This is a genomic window from Galactobacter sp. (assembly GCF_022712295.1).
GTDB lineage: Bacteria > Actinomycetota > Actinomycetes > Actinomycetales > Micrococcaceae > Galactobacter.
The window spans coordinates 1-21,156 of sequence record NZ_JALAGT010000093.1 but is presented as its reverse complement, the minus strand read 5'-3'; the positions used below and the strand labels follow the sequence as shown (position 1 = coordinate 21,156).

General features: G+C 67.4%; 15 protein-coding genes and 1 tRNA gene. 10 read left to right on the top strand and 6 right to left on the bottom strand.

The genetic code is table 11. From position 1 onward, the window contains the following. The 3 genes from Q0A15_RS07260 to hemL all read left to right on the top strand — a co-directional run. Positions 1–247 (top strand): uroporphyrinogen-III synthase (locus Q0A15_RS07260; RefSeq protein ID WP_291278857.1); only part of this gene is annotated, 247 nt, incomplete at its 5' end. A 71-nt stretch (positions 248–318) separates the two neighbouring features. After that, on the top strand, positions 319–1,302 hold the full coding sequence (gene hemB / locus Q0A15_RS07255; RefSeq protein ID WP_291278856.1) for a porphobilinogen synthase: 984 nt from the start codon (positions 319–321) through the stop codon (positions 1,300–1,302). After that, positions 1,302–2,618 carry a glutamate-1-semialdehyde 2,1-aminomutase gene (gene hemL, locus Q0A15_RS07250; protein ID WP_291278855.1) on the top strand — a complete coding sequence of 439 codons (1,317 nt, stop codon included), beginning with the start codon at positions 1,302–1,304 and terminating at the stop codon, positions 2,616–2,618. The genes hemB and hemL overlap by 1 nt, the downstream gene beginning before the upstream one ends. Positions 2,619–2,832: 214 nt before the next feature. Here the strand turns inward: hemL and Q0A15_RS07245 are convergent, their stop codons facing one another. Next, positions 2,833–3,576 carry a 3'-5' exonuclease gene (locus Q0A15_RS07245; RefSeq protein ID WP_291278854.1) on the bottom strand — a complete coding sequence of 248 codons (744 nt, stop codon included), beginning with the start codon at positions 3,574–3,576 and terminating at the stop codon, positions 2,833–2,835. Between the two features lie 127 nt (positions 3,577–3,703). Here Q0A15_RS07245 and Q0A15_RS07240 point away from each other — a divergent pair, with 127 nt between their 5' ends. The 4 genes from Q0A15_RS07240 (at position 3,704) to Q0A15_RS07225 (ending at position 12,194) form a co-directional block, all read left to right on the top strand. After that, positions 3,704–4,111, top strand: a complete 408-nt coding sequence (locus Q0A15_RS07240; RefSeq protein ID WP_291278853.1) for an MGMT family protein — start codon at positions 3,704–3,706, stop codon at positions 4,109–4,111. A gap of 78 nt (positions 4,112–4,189) precedes the next feature. Continuing rightward, on the top strand, positions 4,190–5,104 hold the full coding sequence (gene ppk2 / locus Q0A15_RS07235; RefSeq protein WP_291278858.1) for a polyphosphate kinase 2: 915 nt from the start codon (positions 4,190–4,192) through the stop codon (positions 5,102–5,104). 53 nt (positions 5,105–5,157) lie between these two features. Beyond that, positions 5,158–8,613, top strand: a complete 3,456-nt coding sequence (locus Q0A15_RS07230) for an ATP-dependent DNA helicase (RefSeq protein ID WP_291278852.1) — start codon at positions 5,158–5,160, stop codon at positions 8,611–8,613. Next, positions 8,610–12,194: an ATP-dependent DNA helicase gene (locus Q0A15_RS07225; protein WP_291278851.1), complete on the top strand. Its 3,585-nt coding sequence runs from the start codon at positions 8,610–8,612 to the stop codon at positions 12,192–12,194. The genes Q0A15_RS07230 and Q0A15_RS07225 overlap by 4 nt, the downstream gene beginning before the upstream one ends. Here the strand turns inward: Q0A15_RS07225 and Q0A15_RS07220 are convergent. Then, a complete protein-coding gene (locus tag Q0A15_RS07220; RefSeq protein WP_291278850.1) occupies positions 12,180–13,631 on the bottom strand; it encodes a phosphotransferase in 1,452 nt (483 codons plus the stop codon). The genes Q0A15_RS07225 and Q0A15_RS07220 overlap by 15 nt on opposite strands. A 164-nt stretch (positions 13,632–13,795) precedes the next feature. On the opposite strand from Q0A15_RS07220, the gene nudC reads away from it, so the two are divergent. Both nudC and Q0A15_RS07210 read left to right on the top strand, forming a co-directional pair. Next, entirely contained in the window at positions 13,796–14,797 is a 1,002-nt protein-coding gene (gene nudC / locus Q0A15_RS07215) for an NAD(+) diphosphatase (RefSeq protein ID WP_291278849.1), read from the top strand. Then, entirely contained in the window at positions 14,788–16,893 is a 2,106-nt protein-coding gene (locus Q0A15_RS07210; protein ID WP_291278848.1) for an ATP-dependent DNA helicase UvrD2, read from the top strand. The genes nudC and Q0A15_RS07210 overlap by 10 nt, the downstream gene beginning before the upstream one ends. Here Q0A15_RS07210 and Q0A15_RS07205 read toward each other — a convergent pair. Next, entirely contained in the window at positions 16,851–17,474 is a 624-nt protein-coding gene (locus tag Q0A15_RS07205) for a M48 family metallopeptidase (protein WP_291278847.1), read from the bottom strand. The genes Q0A15_RS07210 and Q0A15_RS07205 overlap by 43 nt on opposite strands. Before the next feature lie 181 nt (positions 17,475–17,655). Between Q0A15_RS07205 and Q0A15_RS07200 the strand changes: the two genes are divergently transcribed. Next, positions 17,656–18,666, top strand: a complete 1,011-nt coding sequence (locus tag Q0A15_RS07200; protein ID WP_291278846.1) for a hypothetical protein — start codon at positions 17,656–17,658, stop codon at positions 18,664–18,666. Positions 18,667–18,763: 97 nt separating this feature from the next. Here the strand turns inward: Q0A15_RS07200 and Q0A15_RS07195 are convergent, their stop codons facing one another. The 3 genes from Q0A15_RS07195 to Q0A15_RS07185 all read right to left on the bottom strand — a co-directional run bounded on the left by Q0A15_RS07195 (position 18,764) and on the right by Q0A15_RS07185 (position 21,094). After that, positions 18,764–19,849, bottom strand: a complete 1,086-nt coding sequence (locus Q0A15_RS07195) for a hypothetical protein (RefSeq protein WP_291278845.1) — start codon at positions 19,847–19,849, stop codon at positions 18,764–18,766. A 357-nt stretch (positions 19,850–20,206) separates the two neighbouring features. Continuing rightward, on the bottom strand, positions 20,207–20,851 hold the full coding sequence (locus Q0A15_RS07190) for a PepSY domain-containing protein (protein WP_291278844.1): 645 nt from the start codon (positions 20,849–20,851) through the stop codon (positions 20,207–20,209). Between the two features lie 169 nt (positions 20,852–21,020). Further along, a tRNA-Met gene (locus Q0A15_RS07185) sits at positions 21,021–21,094 on the bottom strand. Positions 21,095–21,156 lie beyond the last annotated feature (62 nt).

Genomic DNA, 21,156 nt, shown 5'->3' with positions numbered 1-21,156 from the left:
GGCCAAGGAACTCAGCGAGGGGACCCTGGACTCGGCCATCCTCACCTCACCCTCAACGGCGCGCAGAGTGGTCCATCTGCTGGACGGAAAGCCCTGCGCCACGGGATTCATCGCGATCGGACCCCGCACCGCGGCCGAGGCCACCGTCCTGGGGCTGCGGGTCGACGCCATCGCCACCGACACCACACCCGAGGCACTCGCCGAGGCGCTCGTCGCGCGCGCAGGCGTGCGTGCCGACGACAGCTGAGCAACGCCGTCGGGCACATGTGCCCCCAGATACCTTGAAACTCGAACCCGAAATCTAAGGAAGCGAAGACCTTGAGTTTTCCCACCCACCGCCCCCGTCGTCTGCGCCGAAACCCGGCCGTGCGCGCTCTGGTCGCTGAGACCAGTATCGATCCGGCGCAACTGATCCTGCCCGCGTTCGTGCGTGAGGGGGCCACCGAGGACATCCCGATCTCCTCGATGCCCGGGGTCTCCCAGCACACGCGTGATTCCCTCAAGGCCGAGGCCGTGCGCTGCGCCGAGGCAGGGATCGGAGGGCTGATGCTCTTCGGCGTACCCGCCGAGCGTGACGCCGTGGGGTCCGGTGCAACGGACCCACACGGGATCCTCAACGTGGCCATCGAGGACGTGAAGAAGGAGGTCGGCGACGACCTGCTGATCATGGGCGACGTATGCCTGGATGAATTCACCGACCACGGCCACTGCGGGCTGCTGGCCCCGGACGGAACCGTGGACAACGACGCGACCCTGGCCGTGTACGCGGACATGGCTGTGGCCCAGGCGGCCGCAGGTGCCGATGTGCTCGGTCCCTCCGGCATGATGGACGGCCAGATCGCCGTGATCCGTCAGGCACTGGACGAGGCCGGCTACCAGGACACCATCCTCATGGCCTACGCCGCCAAGTACGCCTCGGCGTTCTACGGCCCCTTCCGCGAGGCCGTGGACTCGCAGTTGAAGGGCGACCGTCGCACATACCAGATGGACCCGGCCAACCGCCGCGAGGCGCTGGTTGAGGTCGAGGCCGACCTCGAGGAGGGGGCCGACATCGTCATGGTGAAACCCGCCATGGCCTACATGGACATCCTTGCCGACGTCGCCGCATTCTCCCCGGTCCCCGTGGCCGCGTACCAGATCTCCGGCGAGTACGCGATGATCGAGGCCGCGGCAGCCAACGGGTGGATCGACCGCAAGGCCTCCATCCTCGAATCCGTCCTGGGATTGCGCCGCGCCGGCGCTGACCAGGTACTCACGTACTGGTCGCTGGAGATCGCCCAGTGGCTCAAGGAAGGCAAGTGATGACCACCAACGCCCAAGAATTCGCCCGCGCCCAGGCCGTGATGCCCGGCGGTGTGAACTCACCCGTGCGCGCCTACGGTTCTGTTGGCGGCGTGCCGCCGTTCCTGACCGATGCCCACGGCGCCCATGTCACGGACGTGGAGGGCAAGCGCTACGTCGACCTGGTCATGACCTGGGGCCCGGCGCTGCTCGGTCACTCCCATCCGGCCGTGATCGAGGCCGTCCACGCCGCAGTGGATCATGGGCTCTCCTTCGGCGCCTCAACGCCGGCCGAGTCCGAGCTGGCCTCGCTGATCGCCGGACGCATGGGCGGCGTGGAGCACGTTCGCATGGTCTCGACTGGCACCGAGGCCACCATGACCGCAGTGCGATTGGCCCGTGGCTACACTGGCCGCGACCTGCTGGTGAAGTTCGCCGGTTGCTACCACGGGCACGTCGATGCGCTGTTGGCTGCGGCGGGCTCCGGCGTGGCGACGCTGGCCCTTCCCGGTTCCGCCGGAGTCCCGGCGGCCGTCACCGCCGAAACGCTGGTGCTGCCCTACAACGATCGCCAGGCCGTGCTCGACGCCTTCGAACGCTACGGAAAGCGGATCGCCGGCGTCATCACGGAGTCCGCCCCGTGCAACATGGGCGTGGTGACCCCGGACCCCGGCTTCAACCGGTTCCTGCGCCAGACCACGCGAGAGCACGGCTCGTTGTTGATCGTGGACGAGGTGCTCACCGGCTTCCGTGCCTCCGACGCAGGCTACTGGGGTCTGACGGGCCGCGAGGAAGGCTGGACGCCCGACCTGTTCACGTTCGGCAAGGTCATCGGTGGCGGCATGCCGGCCGCTGCTGTGGGCGGTCCGGCCGAGATCATGGATCACCTGGCGCCGTTGGGTCCCGTGTACCAGGCGGGCACGTTGTCAGGGAACCCGGTCGCCACCGCCGCCGGTATCGCCACTCTGCGCAACGCGACCTCCGAGGTGTACGCCAACATCGACGCGCGGTCCCTGCAGCTGCAGGAGGAGCTGTCCTCCGCGCTCTCGGCCGAGGGCGTTGACCACTCCATCCAGACGGCCGGCAACCTGTTCTCCGTGGCCTTCGGGACCTCGGAGCACGGAGTGCACAACTATGCAGAAGCGCAGGCCCAAGAGGGCTTCCGCTACGCGCCCTTCTTCCACTCGATGCTGGATTCCGGCGTGTACCTGCCCCCGTCCGAGTACGAGGCCTGGTTCCTCTCCGACGCACACGACGATGCCGCTATGGATCAGATCATCTCCGCACTGCCGGCTGCGGCCAAGGCTGCCGCGGCTGCCGAGTCACCCACGGCCTGATCCGAGGGTCCCCGCTGCCTCCTCGGAGCCGGGTTTCCACGGTGGAGCTGCCCATCTCGCGCCGAGCCTTGTGGTGGAGCCGGGTTTCCACGATGGAGCCGGTGGTGCACCGGCTCTGCGGTGGATGCCCGGCTCCGTGGCAGTACCGGTGAGGACTCGGTGGCTCCGCCGCGGCCGGTGCGCTTCGACGGTGGCCTTTGCGGCGTGGATGACCTCAGCGCGCGCCGAACTCCGCCCGCGGCCAGGCAGGATCCACCACGGCCGAGGGGTTCTTGCGGCGCAGGAAGTCCTGGAAGTTCTCGGCCCAGGCACGGTGCCAGCCGACTTGCGCGGAGTGCAGCTGCAGCGGGTCGATCTGGATCTGCGAGGGGTAGCGACGTGCGATCGCGTCGGCCACGCCGATGGTGGCCAACGCGTCCGCGGCGGAGGTGTGCGCATCGACGAGGGAGACGCCGTAGAACTCGCTCATGACGGTCAGGGTGCGCTTGCCGCGGCGGTACTTGTCCACGGCCCGATCCATCACCAGCGGGTCGATGACCGGTGCCGGGTCGATCGGCGCCACGCCGTACCGGCGGGACTCGGCCTCAAGCACCGTGAAGTCGTAGGGGGCGTTGAAGACCATGACAGGCATGGTCTGGAACAACTCACCGAGCAAGGAAGCGATCTCGGCGGTGGCCTCGGCGGCGTCGCGACCTTGAGCGCGGGCCTTCTCGGTGCTGATCCCGTGCACGGCGGCGGCGGCTTCGGGGATCTCCACACCCGGGTCCACGAGCCACTCGTGATGCTGCAGGAGCTCATCGCGGCCGTTGACGATCACCACGGAGGCGGTGACGATGCGGGCGGCGTGTGGGTCGGTGCCGGTGGTCTCGAGGTCGAAGGCCGCTCTGGGTAATTCCTGCCAGGCGAAACGGGTGTCCTGGTCGAGGGGGAGCGGATCCTGTCCGGGGGTGGAAGCCATGGTCTCCAATCTAGCGTGGACTCGTTCGCTCGGCAGAACCGCGCACGTGCGGCTGTGGACGACACGCGACCCGCCTCAGCCGGCGCGTGGGTCGTCGTAGCACGCAGCCGGTGGCAGGATCGGGACCATGTCCACTGTCATGAACCCTGGAGCGGCCCCCGATCCGGAGGCGGTGGACGAGGCCGTGTACCGGCTCCTGGAACTCGTTCCGGCCGGGACCGTGATCTCCTACGGTGCGGCCGCCGCCGAGCTGGGTTTGGGGACGGCCCGCCGCCCGGCCTCGGCCATGTCCAGGGCCCCCTATGGGCTGCCGTGGTGGCGCATGGTCAGGGCCAACGGCACGCTGCCGCCTTCGTTGGCCGCCCGCGCGGAAGGTGCGTGGCGGCGGGAGGGGACGCCGGTCGTCGGGCAGGGGTCTGCCGCCAAGGCGGCGAGGGCCGCATTTCTCATGCCCGACGACGCGTGGCGGCGTGCGCTGACATCCCGGCTTTCGGACCTGGTCAAGGCTCTCCCCGAAATCGGGGAAACGCAATAGGGTTGGATTCCCATCACCGGTGCAGGAGGAACGATGAACCCCAAGCCTGACGAGGCCGAGAACTCGACCGAATTCGAGATGGCGACCCCCGAACAGATCGACGTCACGCCGGAGATCGATGAGATCGGTGAAATACTTCGGTCTCAGGGAGACCTGCCGGCCAGTGACGACACGGCCTGGCGGCACGGTTATCCGTACACCGAGAAGATGAGCAGAAAACAGTACGAGAAGCAGAAGAAGAAACTGCAGATCGAATTGCTGAAACTGCAGGCTTGGGTCAAGGAAACCGGCCAGAAGATCGTAATTCTCTTCGAGGGCCGGGATGCCGCGGGCAAGGGTGGCGCCATCAAACGCTTCACCGAACACCTGAACCCGCGTGGCGCGCGAGTGGTGGCACTGGAGGTTCCCACCGACCGTGAGAAGAAGCAATGGTATTTCCAGCGCTACGTTGCTCACCTGCCCACGGCCGGAGAGATCGTGCTCTTCGACAGGTCCTGGTACAACCGCGCCGGGGTGGAACGCGTCATGGGGTATTGCACGCCTCAGGAATACCTTGAGTTCACGCGCTCGGCACCCGAATTCGAGCGGATGCTCACCAATTCCGGGATCCATTTGATCAAGTTCTGGTTCTCCGTGGGACGCGCGGAACAGCACGAGCGGTTCATGGCACGCTCCACCGATCCGGTGAAGCAATGGAAGCTCTCACCCACTGACCTGGCCAGCCTGGACAAATGGGACGATTACACGGCGGCCAAGGAGGCCATGTTCTTCTACACGGATCAGCCTCAGGCACCGTGGACCGTGGTGAAATCCAATGACAAGAAGCGTGCTCGGATCGAGGCCATGAGGTGGGTTCTTTCACGCTTCGATTACCCCGGTAAGGACCTGGAGCTGGTCGGGGAGCCGGATGCCCTGATCGTCGGACCTCCGTCCGAGGTCTATGACGACGGCGAGACACCCACCGGAACCTTCCCGCAGGTACAGGCGACCTGACACCCCGTCAGGGGTGGAGCAATCCGTCGGGGTCACGTGATCTGATGGATCTCGTGGAAGATCAGCGCGTGACCCCAGACAGCATGGACCGGACGTTACCCGACGTGCTGACCGGGCCAGGGCACGGCCCGGTCCTGGTGATCGGTGGTCCGGGCACGGGGAAGACCACGCTGGCCCTGGATGTGCTGAGGTCCCGGCTGCGTGAGGGAGAGCCTGCGGAAGGCATGCTCATGCTGGTGGCCACGCGTCAGGCGGCCAATCGATTGCGCGACGAGCTGGCGATGACCGCCGGCGTCACGTTCTCGGAACCCATCGTCCGGACCTACTCGGCCTTCGCCTTCGACGTGATCCGCCGCGCCCGGCAGGCCGGTGCGTTGGCCTCCTCCCCGCGGCTGCCGCGGCTGCTCTCGGGAGCGGAGCAGGACGCCTTCGTGGCGGAACTGCTGCGCGGGCACAGGGAGAGGGGAGGCGGCCCAGCCTGGCCCACGGAGCTGGGGGAGGCCGTGACGACCAGGGGATTTCGTAAGGAGGTCCGTGAGTTCCTCGACCGGGCCAGTGAGCTGGGTCTGGAAGCGGACGCGGTCGCAGCTTTGGGGCAGCGTTGCGGTGTTCCCGAATGGACGGCAGCAGCAGCCTTCCTCCGCGAGTACCGGGAGGTGGGGCTCCTTGACCACGAGGAGGCCTACGATCCCGCCGAACTGGTCTCCATCGCGGTGTCGCTGTTGTCGGGCGCGGCAGGGGCGGAGGTGGCCCGGGCGGAGCGGGACAGGATCTCCACCCTGGTGGTGGACGACCTCCAGGAGGCCACCGGTTCTCAGCACCGTTTGGTGCAGCTGCTGGCTGCTGACCGCGATGCCGTGCTGGCCGCGTCACCGGACACGGCGGTGCAGGGCTTCCGCGGCGCCCGCCCGGACCTGGTGAGGCACGCAGGGGAGGGGCTGGCTGCTGGCCTGGATGCACCGGTGCTCGAGCTGACCCGCAACCACAGGCTTTCGGGGGAGATCTCCGCGACCGTGGCTCGGGTGGCGCGGCGGATCCCCGCGGCCACGGGCGAACTCGGCCGACGCTGGGAAGAGGCGCCCCTCCCGGACGCGGCCGACCAGGAGGCGCACGGCCCGTGGCCCGACGGTCTGTCTCCGGTCGGCGCGTCGCCCGAGGGTGCGTCGCCCGAGCGCTCGTCGTCCGCGGGGGCGTCACGGGTGCCGTCCCGGGTGGATATTCGGCTCGTCGAATCTGCGGTGCATCGCGACCGCCTCATCTCCCGACAGGTGCTTCAGGCCCACCTCTTCCGCGGGGTGCAATTGGGGGAGATCGCCGTGATCGTCCGCAACGGTACACAGGTGCGTTCCACCGCGCGTTCGCTGGGACTCGACGGGATCTCCACCACGGTCCCGCCGGTCGAGATCCCGCTGCGCGACGAGGCCGCGGTCCGTCCGCTGCTCACCCTCCTCAGGATCGCGCTGGAGCCCGTTCCTGATGTCCCGGTGTCCCGCGGACACCGAGAGGCCTCCGCCGCCGCGGCAGCCGTACAGACCTTGCTGACCGGCCCATATGGCCGCGCGACCACGTTGGACGTGCGCAGCCTGCGCCAACAATTGCTGATCCACGAACGCGCCGCACAGCCCGCGCCGCAAGATCCGGACGCGGGGGAGTGGGGTGCAGCCCGGAACTCGACGGAGCTGCTCGCCGCGCTGCTTGACGGCGAATTCACCGAGGACGTCCTCGCCACCATGGGGCAGGTGGCCCTGCCTGCCAAACGGCTGGTCGCGATGCTGCGGGCCTGCCGCGACCACCTGCAGGGACCCCATACCGCGGGAACGGCGATCTGGGCGCTGTGGAATGCCTCGGGCGCGGTGACCAGGCAAGGCGCAGTGACCGGACGGAACGCAGACACTGGACAGAACACCGACACTGGGCCGGCCGCGGGTGACGCTGCTGCCGGGCGCAGGGAACCCGATTGGAGGGAGACCGCACTGAGTGCCAAGGGGCTGCGGGCCGACCGTGCCAACCGTGATCTTGACGCGGTGTTGGCGTTGTTCCAGGCGGCTGAGCGCTATGAGGACCAGTTCCCGGGCGCGGGGGTTGGCCGCTTCCTTGAACATCTGGAGCAACAGGACCTTCCCATGGACTCCCTGGCGGGAACCGCGGCCCCCGGCGGGCGCGTCCACGTGCTGACCCCCGCAGCGGCCGCCGGCCGAGACTTCGACACCGTCATCGTGGCCGGGCTGGAAGAGGGGTCCTGGCCCTCCACGGGATTGAGAGGCACGCTGCTGCGCTCGGACGACCTGGTGACCGTGGCAGAACACGGTCCGGAGGCGCTGGCCGGGGTGGACGTCTCTGCCAAGTTGCGAGGCGTGAGGGAAGACGAACTACGCCAGTTCGTCACCGCACTGTCCAGGGCAAGGAACATGCTCCATCTGATCGCGGTGTCCTCCGACGACGAGTCGCCATCCACGTTCTTGACCCTGGTGCAGCCTCCGCACAGCCCCGAGCTCAGAGTGGCCCCGGTGCCGTCCGCTTCCACCCTGCCCAACCTGACGGCCCGCCTGCGCCGCGTGCTTGAGTCCGGCGCCGATGACACCACGGCGGAGGCAGCAGGACTGCTTGCCACCCTCGCCGTCCAGTCGCCTCCCGTGGCCGGGGCGAACCCGGAGACCTGGTGGGGTTTGGCCCCGCTGAGCAGCGCAGATCCCATCGTGGCCCAGGGCGTGCCCGTGCGGGTCTCACCGTCCAAGGTGGAGTCCGTCCTGGAATCCCCGCTGAACTGGTTTGTGCAGGCGGCCGGCGGCGTGGCCCCGACCGACTTCGCCCGTAGCCTCGGCACCCTGGTCCATGCCATCGCCGAGCGGCACCCGGAGGCGGATCAGGAGGAGTTGCTCGCCGCGCTGTCCCGGCGGTGGGACGAATTGCAGATGCCCGAGAACTGGGTGGGTGCCTCGGAGCACCAGCGTGCAGAGACCATGCTCGGCAAGCTGGCCCAGTATTACCAGCAGGTTCAGAAGGAGGGGCGCACGGTCGGAGCCCGCGAGCAACCCTTCAGCGTGTCGATTGAGCCGCACGCGCCGGGGGAGCACCCGGTGAAGCTGACCGGATCCATGGACAGGGTCGAGGTGACCAAGGAAGGGAAACCATTGATCGTGGATCTGAAGACCGGAAAGCAGCTGCCAACGGCCAAGGAGATCGGTGAGCATCCGCAGCTGATGACCTACCAGGCCGCGGTCCTGGCCGGAGCCTTGAGGGACGCCGAGATCGAGGGGCTCACGTATCCCGATCAGCCGGAGGGAGCAGCCCTGGTCGGTGTGGGCAACAGCAACGTCAAACCGTCGATCCTCCCACAGGGCGCGGTGCCAGCCGACGCCGGGGAACCATGGGAACTCATCGCCCAGGCCGCTCGCGGCATGTCAGGCACCACCTTCGCCACCACCCATGAACAGGGGGCTCGTGTGCGCTGCACTCACCCAGGCGTCTGTCCGATCTGCGACGAGGGACGGCAGGTGACGGAACCGTGACGACGCGTGACGACCTCCCCTTCGAGGATCCGGACGTCCTGGCGGACACCTTGGGCATGGGGCATCACCCCACCGCTCAGCAGCGAGACGTGATCCGTTCCGGACTGTCTCCGCTGCTGGTGGTGGCCGGCGCCGGTTCCGGGAAGACAGCCACCATGGCCGACCGTGTGGTCTGGCTCGTGGCCAATCGTCTGGCCAGGCCGGAGGAGATCCTTGGAGTGACCTTCACACGGAAGGCGGCAGGCGAACTCGGGGAGCGCCTGCGTGGGCATCTGGACCGGCTGCGCACGTCCATGGGGGAGGGCACCGACGGCGACCTGGCCCTGACCCCTGCCGTCTCCACCTATCACTCCTTCGCGAACTCGTTGGTGGCGGAGCAGGGGATGCGGATCGGGCTGGAACCGGACACCCCGGTGTGGGGCCCCGCCCAGTGTTGGCAGCTCGCCAATCGCGTGGTGGACAACTATGACGGCGAGTGGGAGCACCTGGACGTGTCCCATTCCACGCTCGTGGACGACGTCCTCACCTACGCGGGGCAGGCCGCCGAGCACTTGGTGGACCCGGCGAGCACCGTGGACTGGCTGCTGGAACGCGCCGATCGGATCGAGGCCATGCCCATGGGTGCCACGGCCAGGAGCAAGAAGCCTGCGAAGGACATCGCGGCGATGCGAACGCACGCCACGGTGGCGGAATTGGCCGGGCGATATCAAGCCGCCAAGGCGGAACGCGGAGTCATGGACTACGGCGACCTGGTGGTGAAGGCCGCCCAGCTGGCGTCCCTTCCGGAGGTGGCCCGTCACTATCGCGGTCGCTACAAGGTGGTGTTGTTGGACGAGTTCCAGGACACCTCGTATGCCCAGATCGAACTCTTTGCCAGGCTCTTCGCCGACGGCAGGCACGCGGTGACGGCCGTGGGCGACCCCAATCAGGCCATCTACGGATTCCGTGGCGCCTCTGCGGGTCAGCTGGCGGCCTTCCGGCACCGCTTTGCGCTCTCCTCGCCCAACGGCGAGAGGACTCCGGTGCCTGTGGCTCAGTTGACCACGGCGTGGCGCAACGCGGACACCATCCTCAACGCGGCCAACGTGATCGCTGCGCCACTGAACAAGGCTGCCGCCCGCGGCGGCGTGCACACGGAACCTTCGGTGCCGCAACCAGCGGAGCCCTCTGCGGCGGTTGGACACATCAAGCCGATCACGCTGCCGCGGCCCACCAAGCTCCAGGTGGACCCGCTGAGCCCTCGACCCGGCGTGGACCAGGGGAGGGTGGTGTTGGCTCATGCCACGACCTCCAGCGAGGAGGCCACGGCGCTGGCCGGGTTCATAGCGCAAGTGAGGGAGGACTGGAGGCAACGACGAGAGGACTGGCCCTCCACCGCGGTGCTGATCCGGGCCTGGAAGACGGCGGGGCCGGTCGCGGAGGCCCTGCGCGACGTCGGGGTCCCGGTGGAGATCGTGGGCCTCAGCGGCCTCTTGTCCACGCCCGAGGTGCAGGACATCGTCGCGACGCTCTGGGTCCTGGCCGACCCCGGACGCTCGGATGCGCTGCTGCGCTTGTTGGCCGGTGCCAGGTGGAGGATCGGCCCGGCGGATCTGATGGCCTTGTCCGACTGGGCGCAGTTCCGTGCCAAACGCCGCACCCGCGCCACCCAGTCACTGCGCGCTGCCGATTTCGAGACACCGGACGGGCAGCTCGAGGGCGACTCCGGCCATGCGGGCGAATCGGAGGTCGTGGACCAGGCCAGCCTGGTGGAGGCATTGGACAACCTGCCGCGCCCCGGCTGGGAATCCCGGCACGGGCGCGTCCTGGGCGAGCGCGCGCACGGGCGGCTGGCCCGGCTGCGGGACGAATTACGAGGACTGCGGCGCCTGCTCGGTGAGGAGCTGCCGCTGCTCGTCGCGGAGGTGGTGCGCACCATGGGCCTGGACGTGGAGGTGCTGGCCCGGCCGGGACTGGACGAACACGCGGCCAGGCGGCATCTGGATGCCTTCTCGGACGTGGCTGCAGGGTTCGACGGTGGGCTCGGCGAGGCCGACCTCCCCACCTTCCTGGAGTGGCTGGAAGCCGCCAAGGAGAAGGAGAAGGGCCTGTCCACCGCGCCCGAACCGGCCGTGGACGGGACCGTGCAGATTCTGACGGTTCACGCCTCCAAGGGACTGGAATGGGATGTCGTGGCCGTGCCGGGGCTGACGCGGGGCGTGTTCCCCTCCGGGAGGCCCACACGGTGGACCGGCGGGGACGGGCATCGTGGTCAGCTACCGTGGCCCTGGCGGGGCGACCGCGACGAGTTGCCTCAGTTCACGGCGCTGGATGATCCCTCCGCCATATTCGAACACCAGGCCGAGTACTCCGCCTTCGAATCCGATTCCCGCACGGGGTTCGCCGCTGAGGTGGCCCTGCACTCGGAGGCAGAGGAGAGGCGACTGGCGTACGTGGCCTACACGCGTGCCCGCAGCATCCTGTGGTGCTCAGCCACCGACTTCGCGGGATTCTCCAAGGAGATGGTGGACCCCTCCCCGTTCTTCAGTGAGATCCTGGACCTGGACGGCAGCGAGCGTGGTCCCTGGACGCAGATCCCCGACGAGGCACGCTCCGTCCATGACGAGAACGCAGCGATCGTCGCGTTCAATCGCACGGCCAAACAGAAGGACCGCAAGAGCAGAAGCGAGGAGATGACCAACCCGGAATCCGGGGTGTCCGTCTCGGCACAGTGGCCCTATGACCCGTTGGCCGGCCCCGTGGTACTGCACAACGGCGAGCCGGCGACGGCGAACAGACGATCTCGCCGACCCGCACTGGAGGCCGCGGCCCATGACGTCACTGTCGCGATGCGGGCCATCCGATCACTGCAGGCCGAAGCCGGTGACGACGCCGGTGCCGAGGTGACGCTCCCCGAACCGAGCACGGAGCAGGGCAAGGCCTGGTGGGAGGAGGCCCGGCTGTTGCTGGCCCAGCGCTCCGCGCAGGCGGAAGCGGCCGCGTTGGTGTTGCCGGGGCACGTGCGGGCGTCACTGTTCGTGGAGGCGGCAGACGACAGGGCCACCGTGGAACGGGACCTGCGCAGGCCGGTTCCGCATCAGCCCGGTATCGAGGCCAGGCAGGGAACGGCGTTCCACTCGTGGGTGGAGGAGCACTTCGGAACAGAGGCGTTGTTCGACCTGGACGACGAGGCCGTCTACCAGGACCAGGAGCATGTTGAGGGTCCGGATCTGGAAGGACTCAAGGCCCAGTTCCTGAAGTCCGAATGGGCTCACCGATCGCCGGCCTTCGTGGAGGCGCCGGTGGAGACCCGCATCGGCCCGGTGAGCGTCCGTGGACGGATCGACGCGGTCTTCAGGGACGCCGACGGCCGCTGGGACCTGGTGGACTGGAAGACCGGACGGCAGCCCAGTGCCAAGGAACTGCCCAAGAAGGCCTTGCAACTTGCGGTCTATCGACTGGGGTGGGCCCGCCTCCACGATATCGACGTGGATCAGATCGACGCGGCCTTCTACTACGTGAAGACCGGAAAGACCGTCAGGCCCCACTCCTTGGCGGGAGAACAGGAACTCGAGGAGATGATCACCTCACTGCTGGGATGAATCCTTCTCAGAACGGGAATCGGTCTCGGCGCGGAGTTCGTTGTCCGCGGTGGTCTCGGTAGCCCCGGATCCCTCGGCCGACTGCGCCACAGCGACGTCGGAATCAGTGATCACCGCGTCAGAATCGTCGTCCTCGCCGCTGTCAGCGTCGGCTTTCGCCTCAGTGTTGGCTTTGGTATCGGCGTCGGCTTCGGCATCAGCGGCGTCGGCCTTGTGAGCCGAAACAGCGTCTTCGGGCGAGGTCGCGCCATGAGCCCGATCGGTCGTCAGTTTCTGGTCCAACTGCTCCCGCGGCGTGATGACGGTGTCTTCCACCTCTGTCACCGGGGACGGAGCGGATCCGGCCGAGTTCGCGGATGCGGAAGTGGCCGCGGTCGGCGTGGAACCGGACGTGGCAGAGCTCGCTGAAGCGTGGGTGGGGGCAGCCGGGGACGGGCTGGAATCAGCGCTGCCTGCCGATTGGGCTGACACCGTGCTGTACTGGGGCTCCGGCCTGGCGTCTTCCACCACCCCGATGGGGAGGTCGCCGAGCTCAGCGATGTTTCTGTCCAGTTCCGCCAGGAGTTCCTCTGCCTGGGCAACGCGCTGGGCGTCGTCTCTGGTGATGGCACGCGACAGCCAGCGGGCCAACGCGAATTCGGCGTGCAGGGTTGCACGGTCCAACAGGTGCGGATCGGCCGCGGTGGCTCGGCGCTGGACGTATGCGGTGACCACGCGTTCCATGGTGGCGCGCTGTTCAAGGGCCAGGAGCCAGCCGAGGTCCTCGGCAGGATCGCCGATGTGTAGATCGGACCATCCGGTCACGGCCACGATCTTGCCCTGGTCAACGAAGATCTGTTCCTCGTTCAGGTCGCCGTGGACCACCGAGGCGTTGAACCGCCACATACCCGCGTCCTCCATGGCGTTCTCCCAGCGCCGCAGCAGCCTGCGGGGCACCTTGCCGGAGGTCGCCACCTGGTCCAGCTCCGAGAGCAGCGCCACCCGGAACTCCTCCGGGCTGGAAACGGGGAGCCCGGCGCGGGCCACGGTGGGGCGGTCGATCTCGTGGACGGCGGCGATGGCCATGCCGACCTGATGCGCCAGGGCCGGCGAGGAGAGAAGCTCCTCCAGCGGCAGCTGATGCCCCTGGAGATGGTGGTAGACGAACGTCTTCAGCTCTCCCTGGCGTACGGTGCCTGCCACGCTCGGCACGGCGAAGGGGAGCGTGGCCCGTACGCTCGAGGAGAGCCCGCCGAGGCTGCGTAGCTCGGTGTCCAGTTTCAGGGCGGCCTGGGCATGCTTGGGGGACCGAACACGCCACCGGGTTCCCTGGTCATCGACCACCAGCGCGGAGTCGAAGTCCTCCTGCGCGTCGGGCAGCCGTCCCACCTGGACGGCATTGAGCCCGGGCACAGCGGCGGTGGCGATGGCGGCGAGGTCGTACGGGGAGCGTTCCACGTCCACCACCGTAACGGCCCATACGGGTCGGTGGGGACTCGACCCGCCAAGGAAGACGCTGTTGGGACCCTGAAGAGACACGGAAATGTGAGATGAGGCCGACCGGTGCAACTTGTCCACACCCCCCTGCCGCATCCATGTGCCGTGGCACGTAACGTAGAGGTATGACGTCTACACCCCCTCTTGGTTCCCTTGTCCTGACCGGCGGCCGGATCGCTCGAGGCGGTCAGGACCGCCGCGAGACCGCGTGGCTCACCGATGCACTGTGCAGCCCCGGGACCAGGGTGCTGGCGCTCGTGAACGGGACCACGCCCGTGTCCGGCGCCGCCTTGGTGGCACCCACGCTCGGCGAGTTGCCCGGCGGAGCCGCGAACGCGTCGTCGGGCATGGCAACGCACATGCCCGACGACGGTGGCGTCGCCTGTGGCGCGCCCGTCCCGGACGCGCTCGCCGAGGCGAGCCGCATCGTCTGGATCGGTCGGGTGGATGGCGTGGACTGGGTGGCCGCCGACCTGCCGCAGGAGCCTTCCTGGTGGGAGGCAGTCGCCCCCGCTGCCGGACTCATGCAGGTGGGAGCGGAATTGGAGCGGACCCAGGCGGCGTTGTTCGCGCAGGCCAACGCGGTGCTGAACTGGCACAAGGGTGAGGGTTTCTGCCCGCACTGTGGCGGCCCCACGAGAGTAGTCGATGCCGGGTGGGTGCGGGTGTGCCCCACCGAGGGCATCGAGTTCTTCCCTCGCACCGACCCTGCGGTGATCGTGCTGATCACCGACGACCAGGACAGGGTGCTGCTTGGCGCCAACGCGGCATGGGGCGGTTCACGCTATTCCACGTTCGCCGGCTTCGTGGAGCCCGGGGAATCGCTCGAGGAGGCCGTGGTGCGTGAGGTCGGTGAAGAGGCCGGGATCGCGGTGACGAATCCCGAGTACCTGGGGTCACAGCCATGGCCGTTCCCGCGTTCTCTGATGTGTGCCTTCCACGCTCACGCCGTGGGCGTGGAGACGGCTCCGGATGGGCTGGAGATCCTCTCCACCCGCTGGTTCACCAGGGAGGAGCTGGCGGCCGAGGTGGCCTCGGGTTCGCTCCAGGTTCCCGGCGGGGTCTCCGTCGCCGGAGCCATGCTGCGGCACTGGTTCGGTGGCGAGCTTCCGGAGGTGTGGGAGTGACCCCGGAGGAGATCCTCACCGGACTGGATCCGGAACAGGCCGCGGTGGCCGCCCAACTGCATGGCCCCATGGTGGTCATCGCCGGGGCGGGCACGGGTAAGACGCGCGCCATCACGCACCGGATTGCCCACGGGGTGGCCGCGGGGGAATACGTACCGCAGCAGGTGCTCGCTGTGACCTTCACGGCGCGTGCCGCCGCCGAGATGCGCACTCGTTTGCGGGGACTCGGCGCCGCCGGCGTGCAGGCCCACACCTTCCATGCCGCGGCCCTGAGACAGCTGCAGTATTTCTGGCCGCAAGCGGTGGGCGGTTTCCTGCCGCACCTGCTTGACCACAAGGCTCCGCTCGTGGCCGAGGCCGCGCGACGGCTGCGGCTCCCGGCAGACCGCGCCACGGTGCGAGACCTTGCCGGTGAGATCGAATGGGCCAAGGTGTCCATGCTGACCCCGGAAACGTACGCGGCGCCCGGCCTGGACCGTGACGGGGTGGGGGAGCTGGACCACCAAGCCATGGCGCGGCTGTATCAGGCCTACGAGGACGTCAAGACGGACCGGGGCATGATCGACTTCGAGGATGTCCTGCTGCTCATGGTCGGGATCATCGAGGACGACGAACGCATCGCCGCGGAGATCCGCAGCCAGTACCGCCACTTCACGGTGGACGAGTATCAGGACGTTTCCCCGTTGCAGCAGCGGCTGCTGGACGGATGGGTGGGCGGCCGTGGTGAGGTCTGTGTGGTGGGCGACCCGTCCCAGACCATCTATTCCTTCACCGGGGCCACACCCCGTCACCTCTTGGAGTTCACGCGCACTCATCCTGGTGCGGCGGAGGTCCACCTGGTGCGCGACTATCGTTCCACGCCGGAGGTCGTGAACCTGGCCAACCGGGTCCTCACCTCACGCAGGCCCGAGCGCCGCCTGGATCAGCGCGGAACCGTGTGGGCGCAACCGTTGGAATTGATCGCCCAGCGCGAGCACGGTCCTGCGGCGGAGTTCCACGAGGCCGCGGACGATGAGCAGGAGGCCCAGTTCGTGGCGTCGCGGATCAAGGCACTCACCGAACGAGACGGCGTGAAGTTGCGCGACATCGCGGTGTTGTATCGGACGAACGGTCAATCGGAGGCCATGGAACGCGCCCTCTCCGATGCAGGGATCGGATACCAGTTGCGCGGGGCCGAGCGTTTCTTCCAACGCCGGGAGGTGAAGGAGGCGCTGGCGCAGATCAGGACCTCGGCACGGCAGGTTCCGGGGGAACTCGCAGTGGATCTGGTTCCGACGTTGCTCTCCTCCTTGGGCTGGCAGCGCAGCGCACCGACGGGTACCGGAGCCGTCAGGGAGAAGTGGGAATCGTTGTCCGCGCTCGTGGCGTTGGCCAAGGACATGGACGGTGCTCTGGCGGAGGAGAACCTGAGCATGGCCGCCTTCGCCGCCGAGCTGGAGGCCCGTGCGGCCACCGCACACGCACCCGTGGTGGAGGGAGTCACGCTCGCGTCCTTGCACTCGTCAAAGGGCCTGGAGTGGGACACGGTGTTCCTGACCGGGCTCTCCGAGGGTCTCATGCCGATCTCGTTCGCTGAGGACCAGGCCGGAGTGGACGAGGAACGTCGTCTGCTCTACGTGGGGATCACCCGTGCCAAGTCCCGGCTCATCTTCTCCTGGTCCTTGTCCCGGACCACGGGAGGACGAGGCCGACGCCGGCGGTCGCGTTTCCTCGACGGGATCGCTCCGTCTGCCCAGCGGGAGGCGGGGCGTCCCGAGCCCGGCCCGCGCAGTCGGCGCAAGAGCGCCGCTCCGGCGCGCTGCAGAATCTGCGGCAAACTGCTCGATACCGCGGCAGAGGTGAAGCTCAAGCGGTGCAGCGATTGCCCGGCAGGTTATGACGAGGCCGTCTACGAGGCCCTTCGTGATTGGCGCACCCGCGCAGCCAAGGACAGCGGGATGCCCGCCTTCGTGGTGTTCACGGATGCGACCCTCATGGCGTTGGCCGAGGCGATGCCGAGAACCGAACGAGAGTTCCTGGCGATCCCGGGGGTCGGCCGGTCCAAACTCCAACGTTACGGGGAGGACGTGCTCTCCGTCCTGGCCGACCTGCGCTGAGCCTCGGGTGCGCTGTGGCGTACCCAGTCCACGCCGTCCAGGAAGGCCTTGGCCTCGGCATGGCGCGGGTAGCGGCGCAACCAGGTCCTGAACTCCTCGTCATGCCCGTGTCCAGGCGTGACCAGGTGGCACAGCTCATGGATCAGGACCCCGTCCACGACCCACTGTGGCAGGCCTTTCAGGCGGTCCGAGAGGCGAATACTGCCCTCGGTCACGGTGGCAGAACCCCAGCGGGAATGCTGGTTGCCGACCCAGCGCACGCTGGTGGGGTGCGCCTGGCCGCCCAGGTAGGTGTTGCTCAATTCCCTGGCACGGTCGAGGAGGTCCTGGTCGCCGCGGGTCGGTTGTGTGGTCCGGATCCGTTGGGCCTTCTGGATCACCAGCTCCGTGATGGCGGCTTCCTGCCCGCGGGAAGCCGCGGACGGGATGGTGATTTGCAGGACCCCGTCCACCCACACGTAGCTGGCCCCGGTGCGACGGCGTGTGGACCGGCGAATTCTCACACGAGTGCCGTCCTCGCGTGTGTACTCCCTGTTGGTCATCGCCACGATGTCTGCCTCTCGTCCCCGGTTGACTTCCATTCTCGGACAGACCTCTGACCGTTTGGTCGAGGCATGCCGGGACATCACCTCTGTATCCGCTGTGGCACGTCGCGCTGTGGATAACGCCGGCGGGCGGGCCGGGAACCTGTCAGGCTGGTCTCTCACGATGCGGGGAGCCGTAGGCACCCGTCAATCAGGGGAGCACCGGCAGGGGGACGTGATGAGGATCAGGCCAGGCACACGCGTGGGGCGAGACGAGGCGGGACGAGTGGTGATCGGAGAGGGCAGCCAACGCAGGCGTATGGAACGGCTCTCACCGGTCCAGGCCGAAGTGTTGGAACGACTCCTGACGGGTCGGCCGCTCCCGTCACCTGCCCCAGGGAGCCGACAGGTCAACGAGTACGCGCAATTGTTGGGGGCCTTGAAACCCTGGTTGGAAGAAACGGACCCTGCACGCTGTATGCCGGGGCTGGCCGCCGAACGTCTGCGACCGGACGCCCGGTCGTGGGCTCAGGTCTGGGGCCAGGTGGGCCGCCCTGCTGGTGAGCGGGCGGCACCAGCCGAGGAAGTCATGTTCCGGCGAACCCGGGCCAGCGTCTGGATCTCCACCTTGGACCGCACTGGGGTGGCGACAGCCATGGCACTCGCCGCCGCCGGGGTGGGGAGGATCGCCGCACCCCATGACGGTGTGGTGGTGGGGGAGGACCTGGGGACATCACCGCTGCGTCTGACCGAGCTGGGTCTTCCCCGGACGGCGGGTCTGGCCCGCCACCTGGCGCGGCTCTATCCCCACTCCCACGTGCTCTCCCCGGTGCACATGGCGGAGGCCGTGCATGGAGTGGACGCGGTCGTGCTGATGACGGCCCATGGTTTGAACGCCGATCAGCTGCTTGCTGTGGCTGACGCGGACGTCCCCGTGCTACCCGTGGTCCGGGGAGCCAACGGCTTTCAGATCGGGCCGGCGGTGGGAATCGGTGAACGCTGCACGACCTGTGCGATGGCCCAGTGGCCGTCGTTGGGTGTGGGGGATGAGGAAGTCGGCGTTGCGTCGCCGTCGGAGACCACCACGGCCGTCACCGTTGCTGGACTCGTGGCGCAGTCGGTGCTGATGATGTTGGACGCCGTGTGTACGCCACGCGTGGCGCAGGGCGCCTTGGTGGGATCCATGGTCGACGGCGGTGTGGACTTCGTACAGACGTCTCACCATTGCGCCCGCCGCAGGGCCGCATGAGGCGGCAGGATCAGATCCCCTTGAAAACCTTTGATAGCTCTTGCAAACAAGGGTGGGCGGCCCCGAACGGGACCGCCCACCAATATCTGCTGAGGGGTTACTTGATCAGCTCGGTGTTGGAGCGCACTCCGATGCGCAGAGTCTTGTAGGTGCCCAGGACGCGGACCGAGGCCTTCTTGCCCTTGGCGGACTTCGGAATCGTGTAGGTGGACTTGGTTGCACCCTTCACGGCCTTGTCGTTGAGGTACCACTGGTACTCGAGCGAGGTGGACCTGGCCAACGTGCCGTTCATGGTGACCTTGGCGGCCTTACCTGCCTTGGGCTGGGACATGACCGCACGCGAGTAACCAAGGCCGGTGCCGTTGGCCACGGTGTGGCTCTTCTTGTATGCCTTCAGGTCGGCATTGGCTTTGTCCAGCTTGGCCTGCAGGTCGGCGTTCTCGTCCTTCAGCGGCTTCTCCGCGTCGGCAACCGCCTTGTCGACGTCGGCCTGATCGTAAGGCGTGGCGTCCTCGCTGCCGAGTTCGACCTCGTCGCCGTTGTAGACGATCTTGGACACGAGGCTCGTGGACTCGGTGGTGGTGCCCTGTTGGACAGCGATCGCCTTGACCTCGACGTTGGACCAACCGGCGCCGTTCTCGTCGGTGAAGAAGCTCAGCGGCTGCGGGTCGCTCAGGCTGCCCTTACCGTTCTTGATCTTGTTGGTGCCCCAGACGCCGTTCTGAAGATCGGTGTAGACGCCGGAGTGGGGATCGACTCCGTTCTTCTGATCGGGCACCCACGTCAAGCGGGCGTAGGAGAGGTCCACGCCCGGCTTCGTTGCGGAGCTGATCAGCTGGAAGAAGGGTGCGGCGGTCTTCGCGGTCTCGTTCTTAGGTGCGGTCCCGCTGGCGTCGACGGTGTAAGCCAGGGACTTGACCTCGCTCAGATCGACGCCCTCTGCCTCCGAGGGACCAATGAGCCAACCCATGTCTGCACCCTTGTAGTACACCAGGCCGCCGGTCACCTCGAGCGGGTTGGCGGAGTCGCTTTCGTCGTACTTGGTCAGTTCGATGGTGTCAGCGTTGGCTGCGGGGGCGATGAGCGCACCGGTGCCGAGGGCAACGGCAGCGATGGCTCCGGCAGCTCCCCACTTGAGGCTCTTGCTCTTGGCGCGCGTCGAGGCGCCAGCGACGGTCTTCATAGGAATGTGCATCCAATCATGAGTGACGAACAACTGACCCAGGGTCAGGAAAACGCCCAGACAGCGTTTTTGTCAACATAGCAGAATAATCAATTCATCGGTTAATTACGTTGTTAGCAATGAGATTGAAACCAATGAGCCATAAGATTACTGTGTCATCACGCCGATGTATTGGTTCGGAACGGATGCCTGGGTTCATTGTGGTGGCAAAGAGGGGCTGCCCTGGAGACCGTTTCGAATGCTCGTGTAGCGCGACCGTGCCACGGGCCTGTCCGACGTCCGAGTCGAAGCATGGAAGTGCCCGGGACAACGATCTTGCCCCGGGCACTTCCCCTGCTCACGTGACCTGCCTACATGTCAGTCGTCGACGTAGACCCGTTTGGTCTTTGCGTCCACGACAACCTCGATGTCGTCCGGTTCGTCGCCGAACTCGAAGGTGTACTCGATGGCTCCGTCGTCCTCTCCCAGGGACCACCCGGTCAGACGACCTTGGCCTTGGTCCTGAGCCAGCTTCAGGGCATCGGCATAGGGGAGGGGATCGGTGGGGCTGACGGTAACCTCAGGCTCGTCGACACGCTCCGATTCGCTGGCCAGAACCGAACCGTTCACTGCGTCGATGTCGATCTCGTAATCCTTGGCCTGGTCCTGGAGTTCGACGGAGTAGACCCACGTGTCGTGGCGTCGTTCGAACTCCAGGTCTATCGACGTGACACCGGCGTCGCCGGACTCGGCTCGAGCCGTGTTGATCGCATCTTCTGGGGAGACCGGAACCGGTTCGGTGGCCAGATCTGCCGATTCGGCGGGAGCGTTCCCGTTGGCCCCGGGGTTACCCGCGGTGGGTGACCCGTCGGTGGACCGAGGCGTCGGAGAGCCTTGGGACGGCTGGCCTGCAGCGGAGGATGAACTCGGTGCAGGGGCGGGTTTCTCGTCCGAGCACCCGGCCAGAACGGAGGCGGCCAAGGCGAGTCCGGACATCGAGAGACAGGCGGTAGGTTTGGTCATCTTCATGATGACAACGCTACCGGTGCAGCCCGTGGTTGATCCACGGCTGTAGCGCATTCTCACGAAGCTCTCATGGGCCGCTGCCGGCTGCCGTCTGGGCCGGCTAAGTGGTCATCGGCCGGACATGGCGGAAGGGCCCAGATCTTCATGATCTGGGCCCTTCGTTTCGTTGCGGGGGCAAGATTTGAACTTGCGACCTCCGGGTTATGAGCCCGGCGAGCTACCGAACTGCTCCACCCCGCGGCGATGTCTACAGTCTAGCGCTTCGCAGCCTTGACGCTAAATCGGGCTTCCTGGCGCCCGCG

What these genes read in the sequence shown, in the direction of transcription:
- ppk2 (WP_291278858.1), top strand. Translation starts at nt 4,190, where the DNA reads ATGGCGACCCCCGAACAGATCGACGTCACGCCGGAGATCGATGAGATC.
- hemL (WP_291278855.1), top strand. Translation starts at nt 1,302, where the DNA reads ATGACCACCAACGCCCAAGAATTCGCCCGCGCCCAGGCCGTGATGCCC.
- nudC (WP_291278849.1), top strand. Translation starts at nt 13,796, where the DNA reads ATGACGTCTACACCCCCTCTTGGTTCCCTTGTCCTGACCGGCGGCCGG.
- Q0A15_RS07200 (WP_291278846.1), top strand. Translation starts at nt 17,656, where the DNA reads ATGAGGATCAGGCCAGGCACACGCGTGGGGCGAGACGAGGCGGGACGA.
- Q0A15_RS07240 (WP_291278853.1), top strand. Translation starts at nt 3,704, where the DNA reads ATGTCCACTGTCATGAACCCTGGAGCGGCCCCCGATCCGGAGGCGGTG.
- Q0A15_RS07205 (WP_291278847.1), bottom strand. Translation starts at nt 17,474, where the DNA reads ATGGAAGTCAACCGGGGACGAGAGGCAGACATCGTGGCGATGACCAAC.
- Q0A15_RS07190 (WP_291278844.1), bottom strand. Translation starts at nt 20,851, where the DNA reads ATGACCAAACCTACCGCCTGTCTCTCGATGTCCGGACTCGCCTTGGCC.
- Q0A15_RS07195 (WP_291278845.1), bottom strand. Translation starts at nt 19,849, where the DNA reads ATGAAGACCGTCGCTGGCGCCTCGACGCGCGCCAAGAGCAAGAGCCTC.
- Q0A15_RS07245 (WP_291278854.1), bottom strand. Translation starts at nt 3,576, where the DNA reads ATGGCTTCCACCCCCGGACAGGATCCGCTCCCCCTCGACCAGGACACC.